At 37.2% G+C, this 19,797-nt stretch carries 16 protein-coding genes; 13 read left to right on the top strand and 3 right to left on the bottom strand.

The features are described from left to right. From EPL02_RS09740 to EPL02_RS09725, 4 genes are all read left to right on the top strand, one after another. Entirely contained in the window at nt 1-681 is a 681-nt protein-coding gene (locus tag EPL02_RS09740) for a response regulator (protein WP_094910959.1), read from the top strand. A 214-nt stretch (nt 682-895) separates the two neighbouring features. After that, nucleotides 896-1,843, top strand: a complete 948-nt coding sequence (locus EPL02_RS09735) for a tripartite tricarboxylate transporter substrate binding protein (protein ID WP_094911226.1) — start codon at nt 896-898, stop codon at nt 1,841-1,843. A 13-nt stretch (nt 1,844-1,856) separates the two neighbouring features. Further along, nucleotides 1,857-2,315 (top strand): tripartite tricarboxylate transporter TctB family protein, encoded by a 459-nt coding sequence (locus tag EPL02_RS09730; protein WP_094910960.1) that lies wholly within the window; start codon nt 1,857-1,859, stop codon nt 2,313-2,315. Nucleotides 2,316-2,341: 26 nt separating this feature from the next. Beyond that, complete coding sequence (locus EPL02_RS09725; RefSeq protein ID WP_131887563.1) at nt 2,342-3,841, top strand: tripartite tricarboxylate transporter permease; 1,500 nt, start codon at nt 2,342-2,344, stop codon at nt 3,839-3,841. A gap of 65 nt (nt 3,842-3,906) precedes the next feature. On the opposite strand, the gene ahpF is transcribed toward EPL02_RS09725, so the two are convergent. Continuing rightward, on the bottom strand, nt 3,907-5,436 hold the full coding sequence (ahpF, locus tag EPL02_RS09720; RefSeq protein WP_094910962.1) for an alkyl hydroperoxide reductase subunit F: 1,530 nt from the start codon (nt 5,434-5,436) through the stop codon (nt 3,907-3,909). 13 nt (nt 5,437-5,449) lie between these two features. Further along, complete coding sequence (gene ahpC / locus EPL02_RS09715) at nt 5,450-6,013, bottom strand: alkyl hydroperoxide reductase subunit C (protein WP_094910963.1); 564 nt, start codon at nt 6,011-6,013, stop codon at nt 5,450-5,452. A 634-nt stretch (nt 6,014-6,647) separates the two neighbouring features. On the opposite strand from ahpC, the gene EPL02_RS09710 reads away from it, so the two are divergent. The 6 genes from EPL02_RS09710 (at nt 6,648) to EPL02_RS09685 (ending at nt 15,918) form a co-directional block, all read left to right on the top strand. Then, nucleotides 6,648-8,384, top strand: coding sequence for a cache domain-containing sensor histidine kinase (locus EPL02_RS09710; protein WP_131887562.1), 1,737 nt, complete (start codon nt 6,648-6,650; stop codon nt 8,382-8,384). Nucleotides 8,385-8,435: 51 nt separating this feature from the next. Continuing rightward, entirely contained in the window at nt 8,436-9,608 is a 1,173-nt protein-coding gene (locus tag EPL02_RS09705) for a response regulator (protein WP_131887561.1), read from the top strand. Nucleotides 9,609-9,632: 24 nt separating this feature from the next. Then, nucleotides 9,633-10,907 (top strand): ABC transporter substrate-binding protein, encoded by a 1,275-nt coding sequence (locus EPL02_RS09700; protein WP_131887560.1) that lies wholly within the window; start codon nt 9,633-9,635, stop codon nt 10,905-10,907. Between the two features lie 238 nt (nt 10,908-11,145). Beyond that, nucleotides 11,146-12,633, top strand: a complete 1,488-nt coding sequence (locus EPL02_RS09695) for a glycoside hydrolase family 68 protein (protein WP_131887559.1) — start codon at nt 11,146-11,148, stop codon at nt 12,631-12,633. 148 nt (nt 12,634-12,781) lie between these two features. Continuing rightward, the gene (locus EPL02_RS09690; protein WP_131887558.1) at nt 12,782-14,329 is read left to right on the top strand and encodes a glycoside hydrolase family 32 protein; all 1,548 of its coding nucleotides are present in this window, start codon (nt 12,782-12,784) and stop codon (nt 14,327-14,329) included. 143 nt (nt 14,330-14,472) lie between these two features. Continuing rightward, complete coding sequence (locus EPL02_RS09685; RefSeq protein WP_131887557.1) at nt 14,473-15,918, top strand: DEAD/DEAH box helicase; 1,446 nt, start codon at nt 14,473-14,475, stop codon at nt 15,916-15,918. A 35-nt stretch (nt 15,919-15,953) separates the two neighbouring features. On the opposite strand, the gene EPL02_RS09680 is transcribed toward EPL02_RS09685, so the two are convergent. Beyond that, nucleotides 15,954-17,405, bottom strand: a complete 1,452-nt coding sequence (locus tag EPL02_RS09680) for an alpha-amylase (protein WP_131887556.1) — start codon at nt 17,403-17,405, stop codon at nt 15,954-15,956. A gap of 180 nt (nt 17,406-17,585) precedes the next feature. Here EPL02_RS09680 and proB point away from each other — a divergent pair, with 180 nt between their 5' ends. The 3 genes from proB to EPL02_RS09665 all read left to right on the top strand — a co-directional run bounded on the left by proB (nt 17,586) and on the right by EPL02_RS09665 (nt 19,757). Further along, nucleotides 17,586-18,407: a glutamate 5-kinase gene (gene proB, locus EPL02_RS09675; protein WP_094910971.1), complete on the top strand. Its 822-nt coding sequence runs from the start codon at nt 17,586-17,588 to the stop codon at nt 18,405-18,407. A gap of 117 nt (nt 18,408-18,524) precedes the next feature. Next, nucleotides 18,525-19,286 carry a threonine/serine exporter family protein gene (locus EPL02_RS09670; protein WP_094910972.1) on the top strand — a complete coding sequence of 254 codons (762 nt, stop codon included), beginning with the start codon at nt 18,525-18,527 and terminating at the stop codon, nt 19,284-19,286. Nucleotides 19,287-19,301: 15 nt separating this feature from the next. Next, complete coding sequence (locus tag EPL02_RS09665; protein ID WP_025910424.1) at nt 19,302-19,757, top strand: threonine/serine exporter family protein; 456 nt, start codon at nt 19,302-19,304, stop codon at nt 19,755-19,757. Nucleotides 19,758-19,797: the final 40 nt, after the last annotated feature.

The following is a 19,797-nucleotide window of genomic DNA, read 5'->3' as shown; positions in this document are numbered from 1 at the left end:
ATGAATGTTTTAATTGCAGAAGATGATTACAGAGTAGCAGATATTCACTGTCAGTATGTAAAAAGCTTAAAGCAAGTAAACGAAGTAAAAACCGTTGCAACGGCAAAAGAAACCCTACAGGAACTAAAGAACTGGCAACCTGATTTAATTTTATTAGACGTATATCTGCCAGATCAAACAGGAATAGACTTAATTCACCAACTGAAAGAAGAATGTTTAACTGTACAGGTAATATTAATCACAGCGGCAACGGATATAAGCATATTAAAAGATGCGTATAACCTTGGTGTCATTGATTATTTAGTCAAACCAATTGAACTTCAGCGTCTTTCTGATGCGATTGAGAAAGTAAGCAGAAATAATCTGGTCTTAAATTCTCAGCAAAAAATTACTCAAACGATGGCAGATCAGCTTTTTCAATTTAAAAATATAAAAAAAATAGATGGAAATCATCTTCCAAAAGGTATTGATCAATTAACTTTAGAAAAAGTAAGAGAATTATTACAACAGCAAAAGGAAGGAATTACAGCAGAAGAGCTTGGCAAGCTTCTAGGCGCTTCTCGCACTACGTCAAGACGATATCTAGAATATCTAATCTCTATTCGTGAAGCAAAAGCTGAACTGGTATATGGGATTGTTGGAAGACCAGAGCGAAAATACTATGTTGTTTCTTCCGAATAAGAAGCTTTCAAAGAGTCCATTCTTTGAAAGCTTCTTTTTGTGAACAAAATGAACTTAATTTGCAAAATAAACTTAATACACTTTAAAAAGAAAACGGTTACAAAAAGAAGTGCGGTAGGTAAAATTAGTTAAAAACAAAAAGGAGGCGCTTTCATTGGTTAAAAAATGGTTAGTTTTACTTAGTGTAAGCTTAGTTGTATTAACCGGCTGTTCCATGCCAGTTCAACAAGGAAAAGTTAATGAACAAGGAGAATGGGAGCCAGATCGATCTATTGAAATTATTGCGCCATCTGCAGCAGGTGGAGGATGGGATACTACTGCACGTATGCTAGCACGTACAATTGATGAAGAAAACTTAGCAAACAAAGGATTTGGAGTTGTAAATAAGCCAGGTGGAGGAGGCGCTGTTGGCTGGGCGTACATCCACAAGCGCAACGATCCTCATAATCTTTTTATTAGTTCACCACCTCTACACTTTGTCGCATTGAATGGACAGTCTCCTTATGGATATGAAGATTTTACACCTATTGCGAATTTAATTGCGGATTACGGAGCTTTTGCAGTCCGTGATGATGCTCGTTGGGATAACTTAGAAGAGCTTTTTGCTGAGATGAGAAAAACGCCAGAAAAAGTAACTGTTATTGGAAACTCTTCACCGGGAAGCATGGATCATATGCAGTTTATATTGTTTGCAAACGCAGCAGGGGTTGATATTACAAAGATTCGTTACATTTCTGACCAAGAAGGTGGAGCGATGACAGCTGTTTTAAATGGTAGTGTAGATGTCGTTTCAACCGGTGTATTAGACGCAGCTGAACAAGCACGAGCTGGAAAAATGAAGGTTCTGGGTATCACGTCACCCGAAAGACTAAAAGGAGATAAATTTTTAGGTACTTTACTAACAGGGAAAGAACAAGGAATTGATACAGAGTTTATTGTGTGGCGTGGTATTTTTGGACCTCCTAATATGACAAAAGAGCAATTAGAGTATTATCAACAAATCTTTAAGAAAGCGTCAGATTCAAAATCATTTGCAAAGGTTCGTGAATCTTACGGCTGGGATGAACAATACATGGACAGCGAAGAATTTAAAGTATTTTTAGATGAACAATCAAAAGAGTTAGAGACTTTATTGAAAGAATTAGGATTTATAAAAGAATAAAGGAGGTAATCGTATGAACTGGTCTGTTAATAAGGGATTAGGTTTAGCATTAATGATTATATCAGTCGTCTATTTATTTTTAGCATTTAGTTTACCTGAGTACGCGTTTGTTCCTGTAGATTCAGATCTTATTCCAAAAATATTAGGCTTTTGTTTGTTTATATTAGCTATTGTTCTCTTTTTTAGCCCAGATAATGATACAGAGGAGCAAAAGAAAAAGCGTGTTATTAAGCGGAATGAATTATTTATGCTTTTAGGGGTGATGGCTCTTATTTTAGCTTATATTACCGTACTAGAAGTAGTGGGATTCGTTATTATGACAACGGTCTTTATTATTTTCTGTTCCCGCTTTCTCGGCTATAAAAACTGGGTGGCAAGTATTTCAACAGCCTGTACTTTTTCTCTTGGTTCTTATGTTTTATTCAACTATGGCTTAGCTATTCGATTACCAGCAGGCATTTTACCATTTTAAAGAGGTAGGAAAGGGGGAAGAGAGTCATGTTTGAAGGAATCATACAGGGGTTTCAAGTCGCTTTTAGCTGGGAAGCTATCTTATTTGTCTTTATTGGTGTCTTTATTGGAACAATTATTGGAATGATTCCCGGTCTGGGCCCAATTAGTGCAATTGCAATTATGATTCCGGTCACATATGGGATGGATACAACAAGTGCATTGGTTATGATGGCAGGGGTCTATTATGGTTCGATGTATGGTGGGTCCACATCTTCTATTTTGTTAAATGCTCCTGGGGTAGCAGGGACAGTTGCAGCATCATTCGATGGTTATCCGATGTCTCAACAGGGAAAAGCGGGTAAAGCATTAGCCATCTCAGCCATTTGTTCATTTATTGGAGGTACTGTTAGCGTTGTGCTCCTTATGATGTGCGCACCAATGTTAGCCAGTGTGGCCATCGTGTTTGGTCCTCCAGAATACTTTGCACTGATGCTCCTTGGACTGACGGCCATCGCTAGCCTTTCGGAAGGTTCAACAATTAAAGCGTTAATCGCAGCAGTTGCTGGCTTTATGGTTGTAACCATTGGAATTGATGCACAAACAGGTACAAGCAGATTTACATTTGGTAGCGTAAACTTATTAGATGGAATTGACTTTTTAATTATTGCGCTCGGCGTATTTGCTTTGGCTGAAGTTTGCTTCTTAATCTTAAACCGTAAGCAAAAACTAAAGGGATTAAATAATATTGGTAGTCTAAAGTTAAGTAAGCAAGACTATAAAGACATGGCCGGCCCTATGACGAGACAATCCTTTCTTGGCTTTATCTTAGGGGTTTTACCGGGGGCAGGGGCAACAATTTCTTCCTTTGTGGCTTATATATCCGAAAAGAAGCTAGCTAAAAAGCCAGAAGAATTCGGAAAAGGATCTATCAAAGGTTTAGCAGCACCAGAAACAGCGAATAATGCAGCAACAAGCGGCGCGTTTGTACCATTATTAAGTCTAGGAATTCCAGGTTCTGGAACAACAGCTGTTATGTTGGGAGCATTTCTTGTTTTAGGTGTTCAACCTGGTCCATTACTCATGACAGAAAATCCATCTGTGTTTTGGGGAATCATTGCGAGTATGTATATCGGAAACGTATTTTTGTTAATTTTAAACCTTCCGTTGATACCATACTTTGTGAAAATTTTAAAAGTACCACGTCCACTTTTAATCTCACTCGTTATTATTTCAAGCTTAGTGGGAGTATATGCAGTAAGTTTCAGCACGTTTGATTTATATCTCCTCGTTTTGTTTGGAATCTTAGGTTACTTGATGAGAATCTTTGCGTTTCCAGCAGCACCGTTTATCCTAGCTTTTATTTTAGGTGGAATGATGGAAAACTCGCTTCGTCAATCGTTAACAATTTCAGGTGGATCATGGAATATCTTCTTAACCAGTCCGTTGGCCATGTCACTGATTGTGCTAACAATTTTAGCGATAGTAGTACCTGCATGGAGAGGGCGCTTAAAGCGTAAAAAAGAAAATACTCAAATTGGAATGTAGCTATAAAAAAGAGCCCTTGTCCAAAGACAAGGGCTCTTTCAATTGGATAATTCGTTAAATCTTAATCAGTTACGAATTAGGTAATCAAAAGCACCTAAAGCTGCTGTTGCACCTGAACCCATGGAGATAATAATTTGTTTATAAGCACTATCTGTGCAGTCTCCCGCAGCAAATACGCCAGGAATGCTAGTTGCACCATGCTTATCAACGACGATTTCTCCCATGCGTGTACGTTCTACGTCATCGCCTAACCAATCAGTGTTTGGTACTAAGCCGATTTGAACGAATACGCCTTCTAATTCAACGTGTTTTTCTTCCTCTGTCTCACGATCAATATAAGTAATACCGTTTACTTTATCCGTTCCGGTAATTTCTTTTGTTTGAGCGTTTTTCACGACAGTTACGTTTGGAAGGCTGTTTAGGCGTTCTTGTAATACAGCATCAGCTTTTAATTCAGACATATATTCAAAAACAGTTACGTGATTAACAATACCCGCAAGGTCAATCGCTGCTTCCACGCCTGAGTTTCCACCGCCAATAACAGCTACGCGTTTACCTTCAAATAAAGGGCCATCGCAGTGTGGGCAGTAAGCTACACCTTTGTTTTTGAATTCTGCTTCTCCAGGTACACCAACATTACGCCAGCGAGCACCTGTTGAAAGGATGACTGTTTTACTTTTTAGAACAGCACCGTTGTCTAGCTCAAGCTCAACAAGGTCTTTTTTCTCTAAGCTACGAGCGCGTACTAAATTCATTACGTCAATGCCGTAATCTTTAACATGCTCTTCTAAGCTTGCTACGAGTTTAGGACCTTCTGTCTTTTTAACGCTAATAAAGTTTTCGATGCCCATTGTGTCCATAACTTGGCCACCAAAGCGCTCGGCTACAATACCAGTGCGAATACCTTTACGCGCTGCATAAATTGCAGCACTTGCACCAGCCGGACCGCCACCAACAACGAGTACATCGTAAGGATCTTTATCAGCAAACTCTGCTGCATCTGGGCCGCTGCCCATTTTACTTAAAATTTCTTCGATTGTCATACGACCACTGCCAAACTCTTCACCATTAAGGTAAACAGTTGGAACTGCCATAATGTCTTTGCTTTCTACTTCGTCTTTGTAAGCCGCACCGTCAATCATTGTGTGAGAGATCCCGTCATTTAAGATACTCATTAAGTTTAGAGCTTGTACAACATCTGGGCAGTTATGGCAGCTTAAGCTGATATACGACTCAAATTTGTATTCGCCTTTAATGTTCTTAATTTGGTCAATCACTTTTTGATCAACTTTTGGTGCACGTCCACTTACTTGTAATAAAGCAAGAACTAATGAAGTAAATTCATGTCCTAAAGGGACACCAGCAAATGTTACACCTGTATCTTCACCGATACGATTTACGCTAAAGCTCGGTGTGCGCTCTAATTCAGCTTTTTCAACTTTAATACGAGATGACATTGTTGCTAGTTCATCTACTAATGAAAGCATGTCACGAGATACTTTATCTTCTCCCGCGCTCACTTTTAGCACAATGTCACTTTCTAACAATTGAAGATACTGATCTAGCTGTGCTTTGATATTTGCATCTAATAACATGTAATCAAACTCCTTAGATTTTACCTACAAGGTCAAGTCCTGGTGTTAGTGTTTCAGAACCTTCTTGCCATTTAGCTGGGCAAACTTCACCTGGGTTTTTACGCACATATTGTGCTGCTTTAATTTTATTTACAAGTGTGCTTGCATCGCGGCCGATACCACCAGCGTTGATTTCAACAGTTTGAATAACGCCATCTGGATCAATGATGAATGTTCCGCGATCAGCAAGACCTTCTTCTTCGTTTAGTACTTCAAAGTTACGAGAGATTTTTTGTGAAGGGTCACCAATCATAATGTATTCAATTTTATTAATTGTTTCTGAATGGTCATGCCATGCTTTGTGTGTGAAGTGTGTATCTGTAGACACTGAATATACTTCTACGCCTAGTTCTTTTAATGCTGCGTATTGATCTTGTAGATCGCCTAATTCAGTTGGACATACGAAAGTGAAATCTGCTGGGTAGAAGCAAACTACGCTCCATTTACCTTTAAGGTTTTCTTCAGTAACCTCAAGGAATTCACCTTTTTGGTAAGCTTGTGCTACGAATGGTTTTACTTCAGTTCCGATTAATGACATATCGAAATTCCTCCTCAATAAATTATAATAATTCTAATTCAATACTCATTATTATATAAAACATGTTGTTTTGTCAAAGGAAATATGGTTAGTTTTTAAAAAAAGTTGTCTGATCGTCTGATTTCCTTTGAAAAACAAGGTTTTCTACAGTGTTTCTACATATATCTTATCACTCTTGTGTGTTTTTTATCTAATAATATGATTGTATAAACTGGAAATGTATAAGTAGCTTTTTTATCTAATGAAGGAAAGGAAATTTGAAAATAAAAGGTGGTGATTGAGAATAATTGAAGTTTATTGCATCTGCTTAATTTTATTAGTGGCTAAAAAGTATACAGTTTAATTCTTGGAAGGATAAAAATGGAGTTTTGTTTATATTCCAATTACATTTTTTAGGATTAAATACCCATTCAAAAAAACACCTTAAGAATAAAATGTATAAAAATTCATGAATTATAAATAGTAATTCTTATAAATAAACCATTATAAACCATAAAAACATTATTTTTCATATTTTTAAGAGGCGTAAGTATTGCTTCAGTATGATTGACGTAATATAAGCCATGTTATAGTCTATAAATGCTTTAGGAAAGGCTTTTCAGGTGGTTTAATAATATAGAAAAGGAGCCAATAAATGAGAAGCTTTCAAGTTCGGTTATTACTGCTTCTAGTCGTGCTTATTATCTTACCATACTTCCTATCGGTATTTGTTATTTATGGAAATACCAAAAGTAGCATTGAGAACAAAGAGTTGGAGAAAAGCCGCGAAGAGCTACGTGAAGCGGGGAATGATCTTGAGCAACATTTTGAAAAGATGATTATATTGCCTTATTCCGTTTATAACATGCCCGATATATTACAAGTTTTTGATGAGGGCTTGCCAAAAGAAGGTAGCAATGATTTTTTATCCTTTGAAAAAAGTATTGAAACATTTTCAGCGACAAGACCAGAATTGGTGCAGCTTCGCTTTTACTTTCACAAGGAAAATGAATCATTGATTGTTTATAAATCAAATTTAAGCGCACCAAAAACACAAGTTAACTATGTCAAGCATTCTCCATTTAAACAGCTTTATCAATCAGAGCAAGATTATGTGATTGAAGAGCCGCATAAACTCAAAAATTATAACAACGTTCCAATTATCCCTAAGACAGAAGATTCTATGGTATTAACAATGCACCATAAAATCAAAAACATTTTAAGCGAAGAGTTTCTTGGCTTTCTAACAATGGATATTGATATTAATTCATACGCTCCGTTAGTAAAACAGCTTGAGGGAGACGATGGTACGTCGGTTTTCTTGCTCAACGAAGATTATAAAGTAATGTATTCTAGTGACTCAAAGCAAATGGGACAAAAGATTAGTCAAAAGGAACTTACAGGATTGAGTGAGTCAAAAGAGCTTATACTTACCGAAAGCTTACAAGCACCGCTAAATAACTGGAAAATAGTGAAGGTTATCTCTAAAGATGCGCTGTTCCAAGATGCTAAAAAAGCAGCTTCTACTAACGTTTTGTTAGGTTTAGGCGTGGTAGTGCTGGGGGTGATTATGGTTTTTCTAATTTCACGAATTGTCACAAAACCCATAAGGGTTTTGAGTGATAAAGTACGGTCGATTGAAGGTGGAAATATGGATGTGACTCTTACAACTTCTCGTAAAGATGAAATTGGTCATTTGGAGAATCATATGCAAGAAATGTTATATCGTATTAACAATCATATTGATCGTGAGTATAAGTTGGAGATTGAAGTGAAGAAAAGTCAGCTAAGAGCGCTCAAGTCTCAGGTGAATCCGCATTTCTTGTTCAATGCTTTGCAGTCAATAGGAGCTGTTGCTTTAGATTGTGGGGCAAAAGGTGTTTATCGACTAATCATTTCTTTATCAAAGATGATGCGCTATTCACTTCAAGCAGATCAATTGGTAACGGTGAGACAAGAGTTGGACTATATTCATTCCTATCTAATACTTCAAAAAGAGCGCTTTGGTGAAGAGATTGATATTCAATTTTCTATAGGACATGGGGTGGATAATGCATTTATTCCAAGCATGCTTTTGCAACCTTTGGTTGAAAATTATTTTAAGCATAGCTATGAAAGCAATAATGATGAATCAAGATTAGAAATCATCGGTAAAAAAGAAGGGGAAGTTATTCAACTAAAGATAAAAAGCTACGGTCCATCCCTTCAAGAAGAGGAGCTCAGGTTACTTCGCCAGACTATTTATAGCAAGCATCACACGCAAAAAGGCATCGGATTAAAAAATATTTATGATCGGTTATTGCTACACTTTGGGACTGCTGCATCGTTTCACATTGATAATCTAACGGGAAAAGGTTTTGAAGTGGTTATTACAGTTCCTATAAATAAGTAGTATGTACGTTCTTTTTCGCTATTGACGTGACTGCTAAGGGAGGTAAATATAGTGAAAGCGTTGATTGTTGATGATGAAAAAAATGTTCGTAAAGTGTTACGCCAGTTGGGAGAATGGGAAAGTGTAGGAATCAATGAAGTATTAGAAGCTACTAACGGTATAGAAGCCTTAAAGATAATTGAAAAAGAAATCCCAGATTTGATTTTTACGGATATTAAAATGCCAAAGATGGGTGGTCTACAGCTGATTGAAAGGTTAAATCAGCAGTCATATACAGGAAAAGTTATACTTGTTACAGGGTATGATGATTATACATTTATGCGAAAAGCTATTCAATTAAATAGCTTTGATTACTTGTTGAAACCCATTGATCCAGAAGCCTTTCAACAGGTACTAACAAAAGCAGTAGACTCTTTCAAAACAGAACAAGAAGGGAACGAGGAACTACTAGCCGAAGCTAAAAAACTTCATCATAGTCAGCGAATGACTTCCTTATGCTTAAATGAAGGAACAGATACAGCATTTTTACATTCGATAATTCCAGAAGCAGAAGAAATAGATTTTACACTTCTATATTTTTATCAAGGGCATCAACCTGACCCTTGTATCAATAAGCTTTCAAATGAATTACAAGCGCGAAATATAGGAGCAACGTTTACGTTTCAGGGGGAGGAGAATCTTTATATTATCCTAACAGCAAAAAATCAATGGATTTATGTAGAGCAGTGGATAAGTGAAAATATTTCAATTCCAATTCGTTTGGTTCAAGATTCATTTTCTTCCTTTACTCAAATTCCAGAAGTGTTTCACAGGTTGTTGACAGCACTAAATAGCAATCGATATCGAGCGATTCGTCAAGTAGATGAGTTAGAAGCACTTAAACGTATGCAAGAAATAGTAGCATATGTAGAAGACTATTATATGGAAGATATTAGCCTAGAGAAACTATCAAAAATGTTTTTTTTAACAAGAGAACATATATCGAGAAAATTTAAAAAAGAAACCGGTATGACGTTATCTAAATATGTAACAAATCTAAGAATAAGACAAGCTAAACAGTGGTTATTGGAAACGGATGAAACCATTTATTCCATTTCGTTAATGCTTGGCTATCAGGATGAAAAGTATTTCTCAAAGTTGTTTAAGAAGGTAGTTGGATTAACCCCTTTTGAATATCGGACTTTATACACCCATGCAAGAGATAATAAAAAATCATCTATATAGTCTAAGAGAGGCAAGGGTGAACAAATGAAAGAAAAAATATGTTATCTGTTTTTTGTCTCTTTTTTACTAAGTGTGTTAACAAGCTGTGATTCTTCAAATGCTCAAACTGAAACGGAAAATAAAGAAACAGAACAGGTCGTCTTAACTATACGTAATCCTAAAGTAGAAATTGCAACACAGTTTGAACAAATGGTACGGGAGTATGAAAAACAGAATCCAGATGTCAAAATCTACGTCGAAACAGTGGGTGGAGCATCAGATGATTTTTCTGATATTATTGCCCAAATTGCTGCAGGTCAAGGGCCTGATATCTTTACGAATATCGGCTATGGTGCGACAAAAGAATGGATTAATTATTTAGAAGACTTGAGCAGCCAGCCTTGGGTTGAAAAAGCATATCCTGATACGCTAAAGCCAATTACGCTAGAAGCAAAGGTATATGGCATGCCGATGGACATTGAAGGTTTTGGAATTGTTTATAATCAAGAACTATTTCAAGAAGCAGGTATTCAATCCGTTCCTCGCACGTATTCAGAGTTAAAAGTGGCAGTAAAGAAGCTTGAAAAAATTGGTGTTACGCCTTTTGCAAACGGATATTATGAAGAGTGGAAGTTGGGTTATCACTTGACTAGCCTTGCCTTTGCAATTCAGCAAGATCCAATAAAATTTAATTATCAGCTGAAAAAAGGTGAAGAAAGCTTTGCGACAAACGTAATCGCAAAAGATTTACTATCATTCTTAGATTTAACTCTCCAATACGGAAATCAATCTGCGACAAAAACAGATTATTATAATGAAGTGGAGATGTTAGCAAATGAAGAAGCAGCGATGGTACTGCAGGGAAGCTGGATACAGCCTCTATTAGATGAGGAAGCTCCGGGTAAGTCGTTTGGTATTTTTCCGATTCCATTAAATGATAAAGCCAACAGCAAAATTTTAACAGGTGTTCCAAACTACTGGGTTGTAAATAAAAAATCATCTTCGATCAAAAAGCAAGAAGCCAAAAAATTCTTAAATTGGATGGTGTCATCAAGTGAAGGTCAGCGGTTTATGACTGAACGCTTTAGCTTTGCTCCAGCTTTTAAGCATATAAAAACAAATGATATAGGTCCCATTAGTAAAGAAGTACTGAATGTTTACCACACGAAAGAAACCTATAATTCCAATTGGTTTGCCTACTCATCATCCGCTAAGCGAGAAGCAGGTCGTACGCTAAAAAGATACTTGAATCGAGAGCTTTCACAAAGCGAAACGCTTAGACAGTTAGATGACGTTTTACGGGAAGCTAGCAAGCCATAATCATTAAAGCCCTTTCTCAATTTGAAAAAGGGCTTTTTTATCATTCTTTTGTCATGCATATCAATTTAAGACGAAAACTCAATCAATTTATGCCGTATTCAGCCAAAGCATTGTTTTTTATACTGAATCTATCAGGTATGGAACGAACGATCAATCAAGCCAAAACTAATTAAAGTCAAAGAAGTATCGTCCGTGTCTTGCCAAAGCATGAAAAACTATCTACTAGGAGGAAAACTTGATGAACTTTCGTAATTTTGCGTCAAAAGCAACGGTAGCATCCTTAAGTGCAGCAATTTTATTAGGAGGTAGCTTTACACCTGCTTCTGCTCAAGGTAAAGGTGTAGATGAAGCACAAGCAAAATCCTATAAAGAAACGTACGGTACTTCACAAATTACGCGTGAAGCAATGAAGAACATGGTAAACCAACATGGTGACAAGCGCTATACGGTACCAGGCTTTGATGAATCAACAATTAAAAATGTAGAATCAGCTGTTAAAACAGATAAAAATGGAAACAAAATTAAAATGGATGTATGGGATACGTGGCCATTGCAAAATGCTGACGGTACGGTAGCGGAATATAACGGTTATCACATTGTATTTGGTTTAGCTGGAGATCCTAAGAACCCTAACGATACATTTATCTACATGTTCTATAAAAAAGCAGGAGACAATTCCGTTGACGCTTGGAAAAACGCTGGTCGTGTATTTGACGATAATGACAAGTATGAAGCAAACGACAAATATTTAAAAGGGCAAATAGAGGAATGGTCAGGATCTGCACTATTCACAGATGACGGTGAAATTCGCTTATTCTATACAAACCGCGGTGATTTTAATGAAAGCCAAAAATTATTTGGTAAACAAACCCTTACAACAGCACAGGTGAATGTGTCTGAACAAAAAGAAAATACGCTGAAAGTTGACGGTGTTGAAGATCATAAATCAATTTACGAAGGTGGAGACAGCAAAACGTATGAGTCTGTAAACAAAGCTTTCGAAGACCGTAACTTCATGAACAATCATACGCTACGTGACCCTCACTATATTGAAGATAAAGGGCGCAAATATTTAGTGTTTGAAGCAAATACAGGTACTGAATACGGTTATTCTGGTGAAGAGTCTCTTTACAATCGCGCTTATTACGGTAACGGTATGAAATTCTTCCGAGATGAGTTTAAGAACCTTGAAAATAGTGATAAGAAAGATGAAGCAGAGCTTGCAAATGGTGCAATTGGCATTGTTGAAATTAACGATGACTACACGTTAAAAAATGAAATGAAGCCTCTAATTGTATCGAATACGGTCACAGATGAAATTGAACGTCCAAATATCTTCAAAAAAGATGGCAAGTTCTATCTATTCACAAGTACACGCGGTTCTAAAATGACGACTGATGGTGTCGATGATAAAGACATTTACATGCTTGGCTATGTATCTGATTCTTTAACAGGTCCATATAAACCGATGAATGAAACAGGTATCGTATTGCATCAAGATCTAGATCCAAATGATGTAACATGGACATACGCACACTACGTGATTCCACAAAAAGACTCTGACAAATTTGTTGTGACGAGCTATATGACAAACCGTGGATTCTTTGAAGATAAGAAATCAACGTTTGCACCTTCATTTTTACTTGATATGAAAGGTAACAAATCTTCGGTTGTTCAAAATGGCATTTTAGAACAAGGTCAAATCACGTATGATGAAAAGCAGTAATAATCTTTGATATGAAATGAAAAAGAAAATGTCATGAGCATGGCATTTTCTTTTTATGTATTGGGTAAAAACAGTGAGTAACACAATACTTTTAATAAAGCGTGGTGATAGTATGAGCAGGCTGAATTCAACACAGAGAAGGTGGACTATGCTAGTTATCATTTTAGTAATCATAATAGGCGCCAGCATTTATGTATGGATGAATCAAATGAATAAAGAAGACAAGAGCGAACAAAAGCCTTTGGAATCAACATCCTATCGCTCGTCTTATCATTTTACAGCACCCGATAAATGGAAAAATGATCCACAAAAACCGATTTTCTACAACGGGAAGTATCACTACTATTACCTTTACAATAAGGATTATCCTAATGGCAATGGAACCGAATGGCGACATGCAACTTCAGAAGACCTTGTTCATTGGAAAGATGAAGGAGTAGCCATTCCGAAGTACACGAATATAAATGGAGATCCATGGTCAGGTTCTGTTGTTGTTGATCGTACTAATACAGCTGGTTTTGGAGAAAACGCGTTTATTGCAGTTGTAACGCAACCTTCAAAAGATGGAGGCAAACAAGAGCAGTATTTATGGTATAGCACAGATGAAGGAAAAACGTTTCAAAGTGCTGGCGATGAACCTGTGTTATCCAATCCTGGGGTAGAAGATTTTCGCGATCCCAAAATTATATGGGACGATGAACGTGATAAATGGTTAATGCTACTTGCAGAAGGTTCTAAAGTTGGGTTTTATGAATCAACCAATCTGAAAGAATGGCAGTTTACTGGTGACTTTCAAACGGAGGATCTTGGCGTATTAGAGTGCCCAGATTTATTTCAAATGAGGGCTCCTGATGGCACCGTTAAGTGGGTACTTGGTGTGAGTGCAAATGGTGAAGCAGTCGATAAACCAAACAACTATGCTTATTGGATTGGTGACTTTAATGGAAAGAATTTTGAAAAAGAGCATGAAGAGCCTCAGTGGCTAGATTACGGTTTTGATTGGTATGGTGGCGTTACGTTTGAAGATGGCCCCGCTGAAGACAAGCTAAACAAACGTTATGGACTTGCATGGATGAACAAATGGTCGTATGCAGATAATACCCCTACTATGGAATTCGACGGATTTAATGGAACGGATTCAATTGTTCGAGAGATCAGGTTACAAGAAGATGAGCAGTACGGTTACGCATTAGCATCTCAGCCCGTGGCTGACTTAAACAAACTTGTACAATCGGAGAAGACATATAATGATATAACATTAACAAATGAATCCAACACGCTGGATGCGAAGCGAGAAACGTACCGAATAGAAGCGGATATCTCTTGGAAAGACAGTAAGAATGTTGGGTTGCGTTTACGAGAATCAAAGGATAAATCTAGACATATTGATGTAGGATTAGCTATTTCTGAGAACTATTCCTACGTAAACCGAGCGTTTGTCAACAATCCAGATGAAGAGAAAAAGTTTCAAGAAAGCCAAGCGCCTTTTGATGGTGATAACAAAAATGCGCGTCTGACGGTTCTTGTTGATAAAACAAGTATAGAAGTGTTTATAGATGACGGGAAAGTGGCACATTCCAATCTAGCATTTCCATTAGCTGACGACCAAGCTATTTCACTGTTTTCTTCCGGTGGTACAGCGACGTTTGAAAATGTGAAGGTTGAAGAGTTAGGAACAAGCCAAAACAGTGAATAAGCATATGAAAAAGCTTCGGCCATAAGTAGCCGAAGTTTTTTTATGTTTGTTCTCTCTCTCAAATCGTTTATACTAAAAAAAGCTTATAAAGTGAATTCTATATGTAACAAGAAACGTTAAATAATAAAAAAGTGAGGAACTATATGTCCAGTTCAATATTTACTGATTATGCAATCAGTGATTCAATTATAAAGGCGCTAGATGCCTTAGAATATAACCAACCAACACCGGTTCAAGCACGTGTTATCCCCAAGGTATTAAAAGGTCAAGACGTAATTGTGACCTCACAAACAGGTAGCGGAAAAACCGCGTCCTTTGCCATTCCATTGTGTGAAAAAGTAGATTGGCTTGAAAATAAACCGCAAGTATTAGTACTGACACCGACTCGTGAGCTAGCGGCACAAGTTAGTGATGAAATGAAGAACATTGGTCGCTATAAGCGTATTAATAGCGTGGCCATCTACGGTCGACAGTCTTTTATGAAGCAAAAGACTATGCTAAAACAAAAAACACATATCGTAGTAGGGACACCTGGTCGCGTCTTAGACCATATTGAAAAAGGTACGTTATCGATTGAGTGTTTAAAATATGTTGTATTAGACGAAGCGGATGAGATGTTAAATATGGGGTTTATTGATCAAGTATCAGCCATTCTAGATAAACTTCCACAAAGTCGTACTACGATGCTTTTCTCTGCAACCTTTCCAGCTGATATTGAAGGCTTAGCTAAAAAATATATGATCAATCCTGAACGTATCCAAATCGAAACAGTAGGAAAAGCCCCTCAGCTTATTACACATCATGTGATGGAAGTGGAGGAAAATAATAAGCTTTCCTTGTTAGCAGACGTCACCGTTGCTGAAAACCCGGATAGCTGCATCATTTTTTGCCGAACACAAGAACGAGTAAAAGAGGCTTTTCAGTACTTAGACGAACATGATTATTCTGCTGATTTACTGCACGGAGCGATGGTTCAAGAAGATCGCTTTGACGTAATGGATGATTTTAAGCGAGGCGAATTTCGCTACCTAGTAGCCACTGACGTTGCTGCTAGAGGAATTGACGTCGAAGAGATTACGCTTGTCATTAACTTTGATTTCCCACTTGAAAAAGAAAAGTACGTGCATCGTACGGGTAGAACAGGCCGTGCTGGTAAGTCAGGAAAAGCGATTACGTTTATGACGTCCTATGAACAAAAATTCTTAGAAGAAATTCGTGAATACAGCCAAGCCGATATTGAGTTAACGAATCCGCCATCTGCTGAACAAGTAAAAGCCAACAGAACGGCTTTTCAAGAGAAAATGGAAGCACCCGTAGTTCTAAGAGAAGAAAAGCGTGAAAAAGTTAACCAAGATATTATGAAGTTATATTTTAATGGCGGTAAGAAAAAGAAAATTCGTGCGGTTGATTTTGTGGGAACCATCGCTAAATTGCCTGGTATGTCTGCTCAAGATATTGGTATTATTACCATCCAAGATAACCATTCGTATGTTGAGATTTTAAACGGTAAAGGTTCAGCTGTATTGAAGGAATTAAAAAATAAAAGTATCAAAGGCAAGAAACTAAAAGTGCATGAAGCGAAAAAATGAAAAATGCTCATCTACACGCTGTAGATGAGCGTTTTCTATTGCTTAATCCAGACGGATACACTTTGACCATTAACCGTGAAAGAACCATAGCCATCCTCATCAATGATGACCTGATCATCTCGTTTTTCAAGCATATCAACCCAAGTACTACCGGCGTGCTCTTTTCCTACAAACATTTTCTTATATCCTTCATCTCCGTTTGAAAGAACGATAGCACAACCAGATCCTTCAATAGAGGGTTCTCCATGACGAACCCAACCAATTGTATTAGGGTGATCAAAATAGTCATCTTGGTCTCCATACGCTTTGTGATAGCGCACCGATAAAAGCTTTGTAAGCATTTCTTTTTTTGCGTCCATAGGGTTGTCCCCAGAAATGCCAAAGAAATCTCCATAAAATACGCATGGATACCCATCTTTTCTAAAAAGAATTAAGGCGTAGGCTAATTCTTTAAACCAGTCTTCTACCCATGACTCAAGGGACTCATTAGGCTGCGAATCATGATTATCCACAAAGGTAACGACATCTAATGGGTGCGTTTGGACTAGTGTATCATCAAATACTGTTTGTAAATCAAAATCTCTTCCTTTTTGTGAAGCTTCATATAATTTGTAGTGAAGGGGAACGTCGAAAATATCAATACCGTGTTCAACATGATCTAAAAAGTCTGCTGCTGTTCCTAAGTCAGGGTGCCAAAATTCCCCTATAAAATAAAAATTGTTTCCTTGCTGAGACGTAATTTCTGCTGTAAACTCTTTGATAAAGTTATAGTTGATATGCTTAATAGCATCTAGTCGATAGCCGTCACAATTTAATGTTTCTGCAAGCCACTTTCCCCAGGAAATCATTTCCCTTTTAACATCTGGATGGTCGTAATCAATGTTGGCATACATAAGGTAATCATAATTTCCAAACTCGTGGTCCACCTCTTCATTCCATTTTTTATTTTCACCAAGAATTTTAAAGACGCCTGTACGGTCTTCTTTAGCGTCATAGTCTGTCCCATTAAAATGTGCAAAATTCCATTGGAAATCGGAATATTGACTGTTTCGACCATTAAACGTAAATTTAGTCCATCCTTCAATATCAAAAGGTTCAGATATCTCGTTGTTTCGATTATCAGCATCTACTTCAATGACTTGAAAGGTCTCTGTTTCATCAGCTCCTGCTTTGTGGTTCATGACAATGTCAACATACACGCTGATTCCATGGTCATGACACGCTTGAATTGCTTCATGTAATTGCTCTTTTGTTCCATACTTTGTAGCGGTGCTTCCTTTTTGCTCAAATTCACCTAAGTCATAGACGTCATAGACACTATAACCATTGTCATCAGGTGAAGATGCTTTTGTAACCGGAGGAATCCAAACAGCATCAATGCCAGCTTCTTTTAACTCAGGTGCTATATCCCTTAAACGATTCCAATGTTTTTGATCAGCTGGCAAGTGCCATTCAAAAAATTGAATCATTGTGTGATTACGTTCCATTCATCTCATCCCTTCACACCCGTTTTCTAGTTATATTCCTACTATATGTGTTATCTAAACCATGTATAAAGGTAATAATTTCAAAAATAGAAAGTATCATGTAATGAAAAACCATAAGACTTTTCTCATGAAGTCTGCTATAATTTTTAAAAATTATAAGCTTTTGGAGGAATGAACAGCATGGGGTATCGAGATCAATTACATAGCTGTAAACGTATCGTAGTCAAAGTAGGAACATCAACTTTGACGTATGATAACGGAGAGATTCATTTAGCGCGCATCGAAAAACTAACACGTGTTTTGTCTGATTTAATGAATTCTGGAAAAGAAGTGATTTTGGTTACATCGGGTGCAGTGCAGGTGGGAGTGAAGAAATTAAAGTTAGCGAATCGACCAACGTCAATTCGTGACAAGCAAGCAGCAGCAGCTGTAGGACAGTCTGAATTAATGCATATTTATAGTAAGTTTTTCGGAGAATATAGTCATATTGTTGGGCAAGTGTTGCTAACCAAAGATGTTATTGAAGATGAACACGTTCGAAGCAACGTGGTCAATACATTTGAAAAGTTAATTGAAGATCGTGTCATTCCAATTGTTAATGAGAATGATACCGTAGCAATTGATGAAATCGAGAATATTGTACGCTTTGGAGATAACGATAATTTATCAGCTATTGTTTCAGTACTTATTCAAGCTGATTTGCTAGTTATCTTATCAGATATTGATGGTTTCTTTGACTCGGATCCAACTAAAAATGAAAATTCGATGCTGATTAAAGTTATTGAAAAAGTTACGCCAGAGCTAGAAGAGTTTGCGGGAGGGAGTGGGTCCTCCGTGGGAACAGGCGGCATGGTAACAAAGTTAACGGCTGCGAAACGTGCTACGTTAGAAGGAATCAATGTGATTTTAGCAAATGGAAAAGACCCTGCTATCCTACGCGATTTAATTAATGGTAAAGAGCTAGGAACGTTGTTTTTATCTCAAAAGCAAAAAGTCCGTTAAGAAAAAAGTGTGGGAAATCCACACTTTTTTTAATTAAGCATTGCGTATCATCCTTTATTTCTTATACACTGTATGCTGTAAGAAACAAACCAGACTTTAGACGTTTGGAGTGAGAAGATGAAAGAAAAGAAATTAGATAGATATGACATTATGGATGTATGCTTACTAGCAGGGAAAATCATGTTGGAAAGTGGAGCAGAAACGTATCGAGTGGAAGACACAATGATGAGGATTGCTGCTTCATTTGGCATTAAAACGTCACATAGTTATGTCACTCCAACGGGAATTATGTTTTCTTTGGAGACGAGTGAGCCAACCAAAACAAAGCTTATACGTATTTCAGAACGTACAACAGATCTAAAGAAAGTAACATTAGTTAACAGCGTTTCACGTCAAATCAGCCAAGGTCAATTGCAATTAGAAGAAGCATATGATGCTTTAGAAAATATCGCAGAATCAAACGTTGCGTTTCCTCTATGGGTCCAGCTTGCGGCAGCTTCTATTTCAAGCGGCTGTTTTTTAATCATGTTTCAAGGTCAGTGGTTAGATTTTATTCCAGCTATGTTAGCAGGAGGGCTTGGGTTTTTAACACTTGTTTATTTCCATAGGATTATTCCAATTAAATTCTTTGCTGAGTTTACGGCTTCACTAACCATCGGTACGCTCTCACTGCTATTTGTTACGATTGGTGTTGGAAGTGAACTTGATAAAATTATTATTGGTTCGGTTATGCCTCTGGTCCCAGGGCTGTTAATTACAAATGCTGTACGGGACTTAATGGCAGGACATTTGTTGTCAGGCTTATCTAAGGGAGCTGAGGCTTTTTTAACGGCTTTTGCAATTGGTGCTGGAATTGCAGTTGTATTTACATTGTTATAAGAAGGAGGGCTGCATGTGACAATTATCGAGCAAATTATTACAAGCTTCATCGCTTCTGCCGCATTCGGTATTATTTTTAATGTTCCACGTGAATCATTATTAAAATGTGGTTTTGTTGGAATGATTGGCTGGTTAATTTACTTTTTAATGACGATGTACAATATTGATGAAGTGCCAAGTACAGTAGCATCCGCATTTTTTATTGCAATTATTAGTCAAATCTATGCAAAGGTATATCGCATGCCTATTATTATTTTTACAGTTGCGGGTATCATCCCACTTGTACCTGGTGGCATTGCATATGACGCCATGCGAAATTTCGTGGAAAATGATTATAATACAGCAATCAGCTTAGCTGCAAAAGCATTTATGATTTCAGGATCAATTGCCATTGGAATTGTATTCTCGGAAGTAGTTAACCAAATTATTCGACAATCGAAATTAAATGTGAAAGCAAAATATCGTCCATAAAGAAAAAAGGTCCCCCAATCTCATTGAAACAAATCAATGG

Origin of the sequence: Bacillus sp. CBEL-1 (assembly GCF_004348885.1) — a bacterium.
Classification (GTDB): domain Bacteria; phylum Bacillota; class Bacilli; order Bacillales; family Bacillaceae_H; genus Priestia; species Priestia aryabhattai_A.
Note: the sequence above shows the minus strand (reverse complement) of the source record. Positions and strands in the feature narration are given on the sequence as shown.

What these genes read in the sequence shown, in the direction of transcription:
- EPL02_RS09700 (WP_131887560.1), top strand. Translation starts at nt 9,633, where the DNA reads ATGAAAGAAAAAATATGTTATCTGTTTTTTGTCTCTTTTTTACTAAGT.
- EPL02_RS09695 (WP_131887559.1), top strand. Translation starts at nt 11,146, where the DNA reads ATGAACTTTCGTAATTTTGCGTCAAAAGCAACGGTAGCATCCTTAAGT.
- ahpC (WP_094910963.1), bottom strand. Translation starts at nt 6,013, where the DNA reads ATGTCATTAATCGGAACTGAAGTAAAACCATTCGTAGCACAAGCTTAC.
- EPL02_RS09735 (WP_094911226.1), top strand. Translation starts at nt 896, where the DNA reads ATGCCAGTTCAACAAGGAAAAGTTAATGAACAAGGAGAATGGGAGCCA.
- EPL02_RS09730 (WP_094910960.1), top strand. Translation starts at nt 1,857, where the DNA reads ATGAACTGGTCTGTTAATAAGGGATTAGGTTTAGCATTAATGATTATA.
- EPL02_RS09710 (WP_131887562.1), top strand. Translation starts at nt 6,648, where the DNA reads ATGAGAAGCTTTCAAGTTCGGTTATTACTGCTTCTAGTCGTGCTTATT.
- proB (WP_094910971.1), top strand. Translation starts at nt 17,586, where the DNA reads ATGGGGTATCGAGATCAATTACATAGCTGTAAACGTATCGTAGTCAAA.
- EPL02_RS09670 (WP_094910972.1), top strand. Translation starts at nt 18,525, where the DNA reads ATGAAAGAAAAGAAATTAGATAGATATGACATTATGGATGTATGCTTA.
- EPL02_RS09725 (WP_131887563.1), top strand. Translation starts at nt 2,342, where the DNA reads ATGTTTGAAGGAATCATACAGGGGTTTCAAGTCGCTTTTAGCTGGGAA.
- ahpF (WP_094910962.1), bottom strand. Translation starts at nt 5,436, where the DNA reads ATGTTATTAGATGCAAATATCAAAGCACAGCTAGATCAGTATCTTCAA.
- EPL02_RS09685 (WP_131887557.1), top strand. Translation starts at nt 14,473, where the DNA reads ATGTCCAGTTCAATATTTACTGATTATGCAATCAGTGATTCAATTATA.
- EPL02_RS09690 (WP_131887558.1), top strand. Translation starts at nt 12,782, where the DNA reads ATGCTAGTTATCATTTTAGTAATCATAATAGGCGCCAGCATTTATGTA.
- EPL02_RS09740 (WP_094910959.1), top strand. Translation starts at nt 1, where the DNA reads ATGAATGTTTTAATTGCAGAAGATGATTACAGAGTAGCAGATATTCAC.
- EPL02_RS09680 (WP_131887556.1), bottom strand. Translation starts at nt 17,405, where the DNA reads ATGGAACGTAATCACACAATGATTCAATTTTTTGAATGGCACTTGCCA.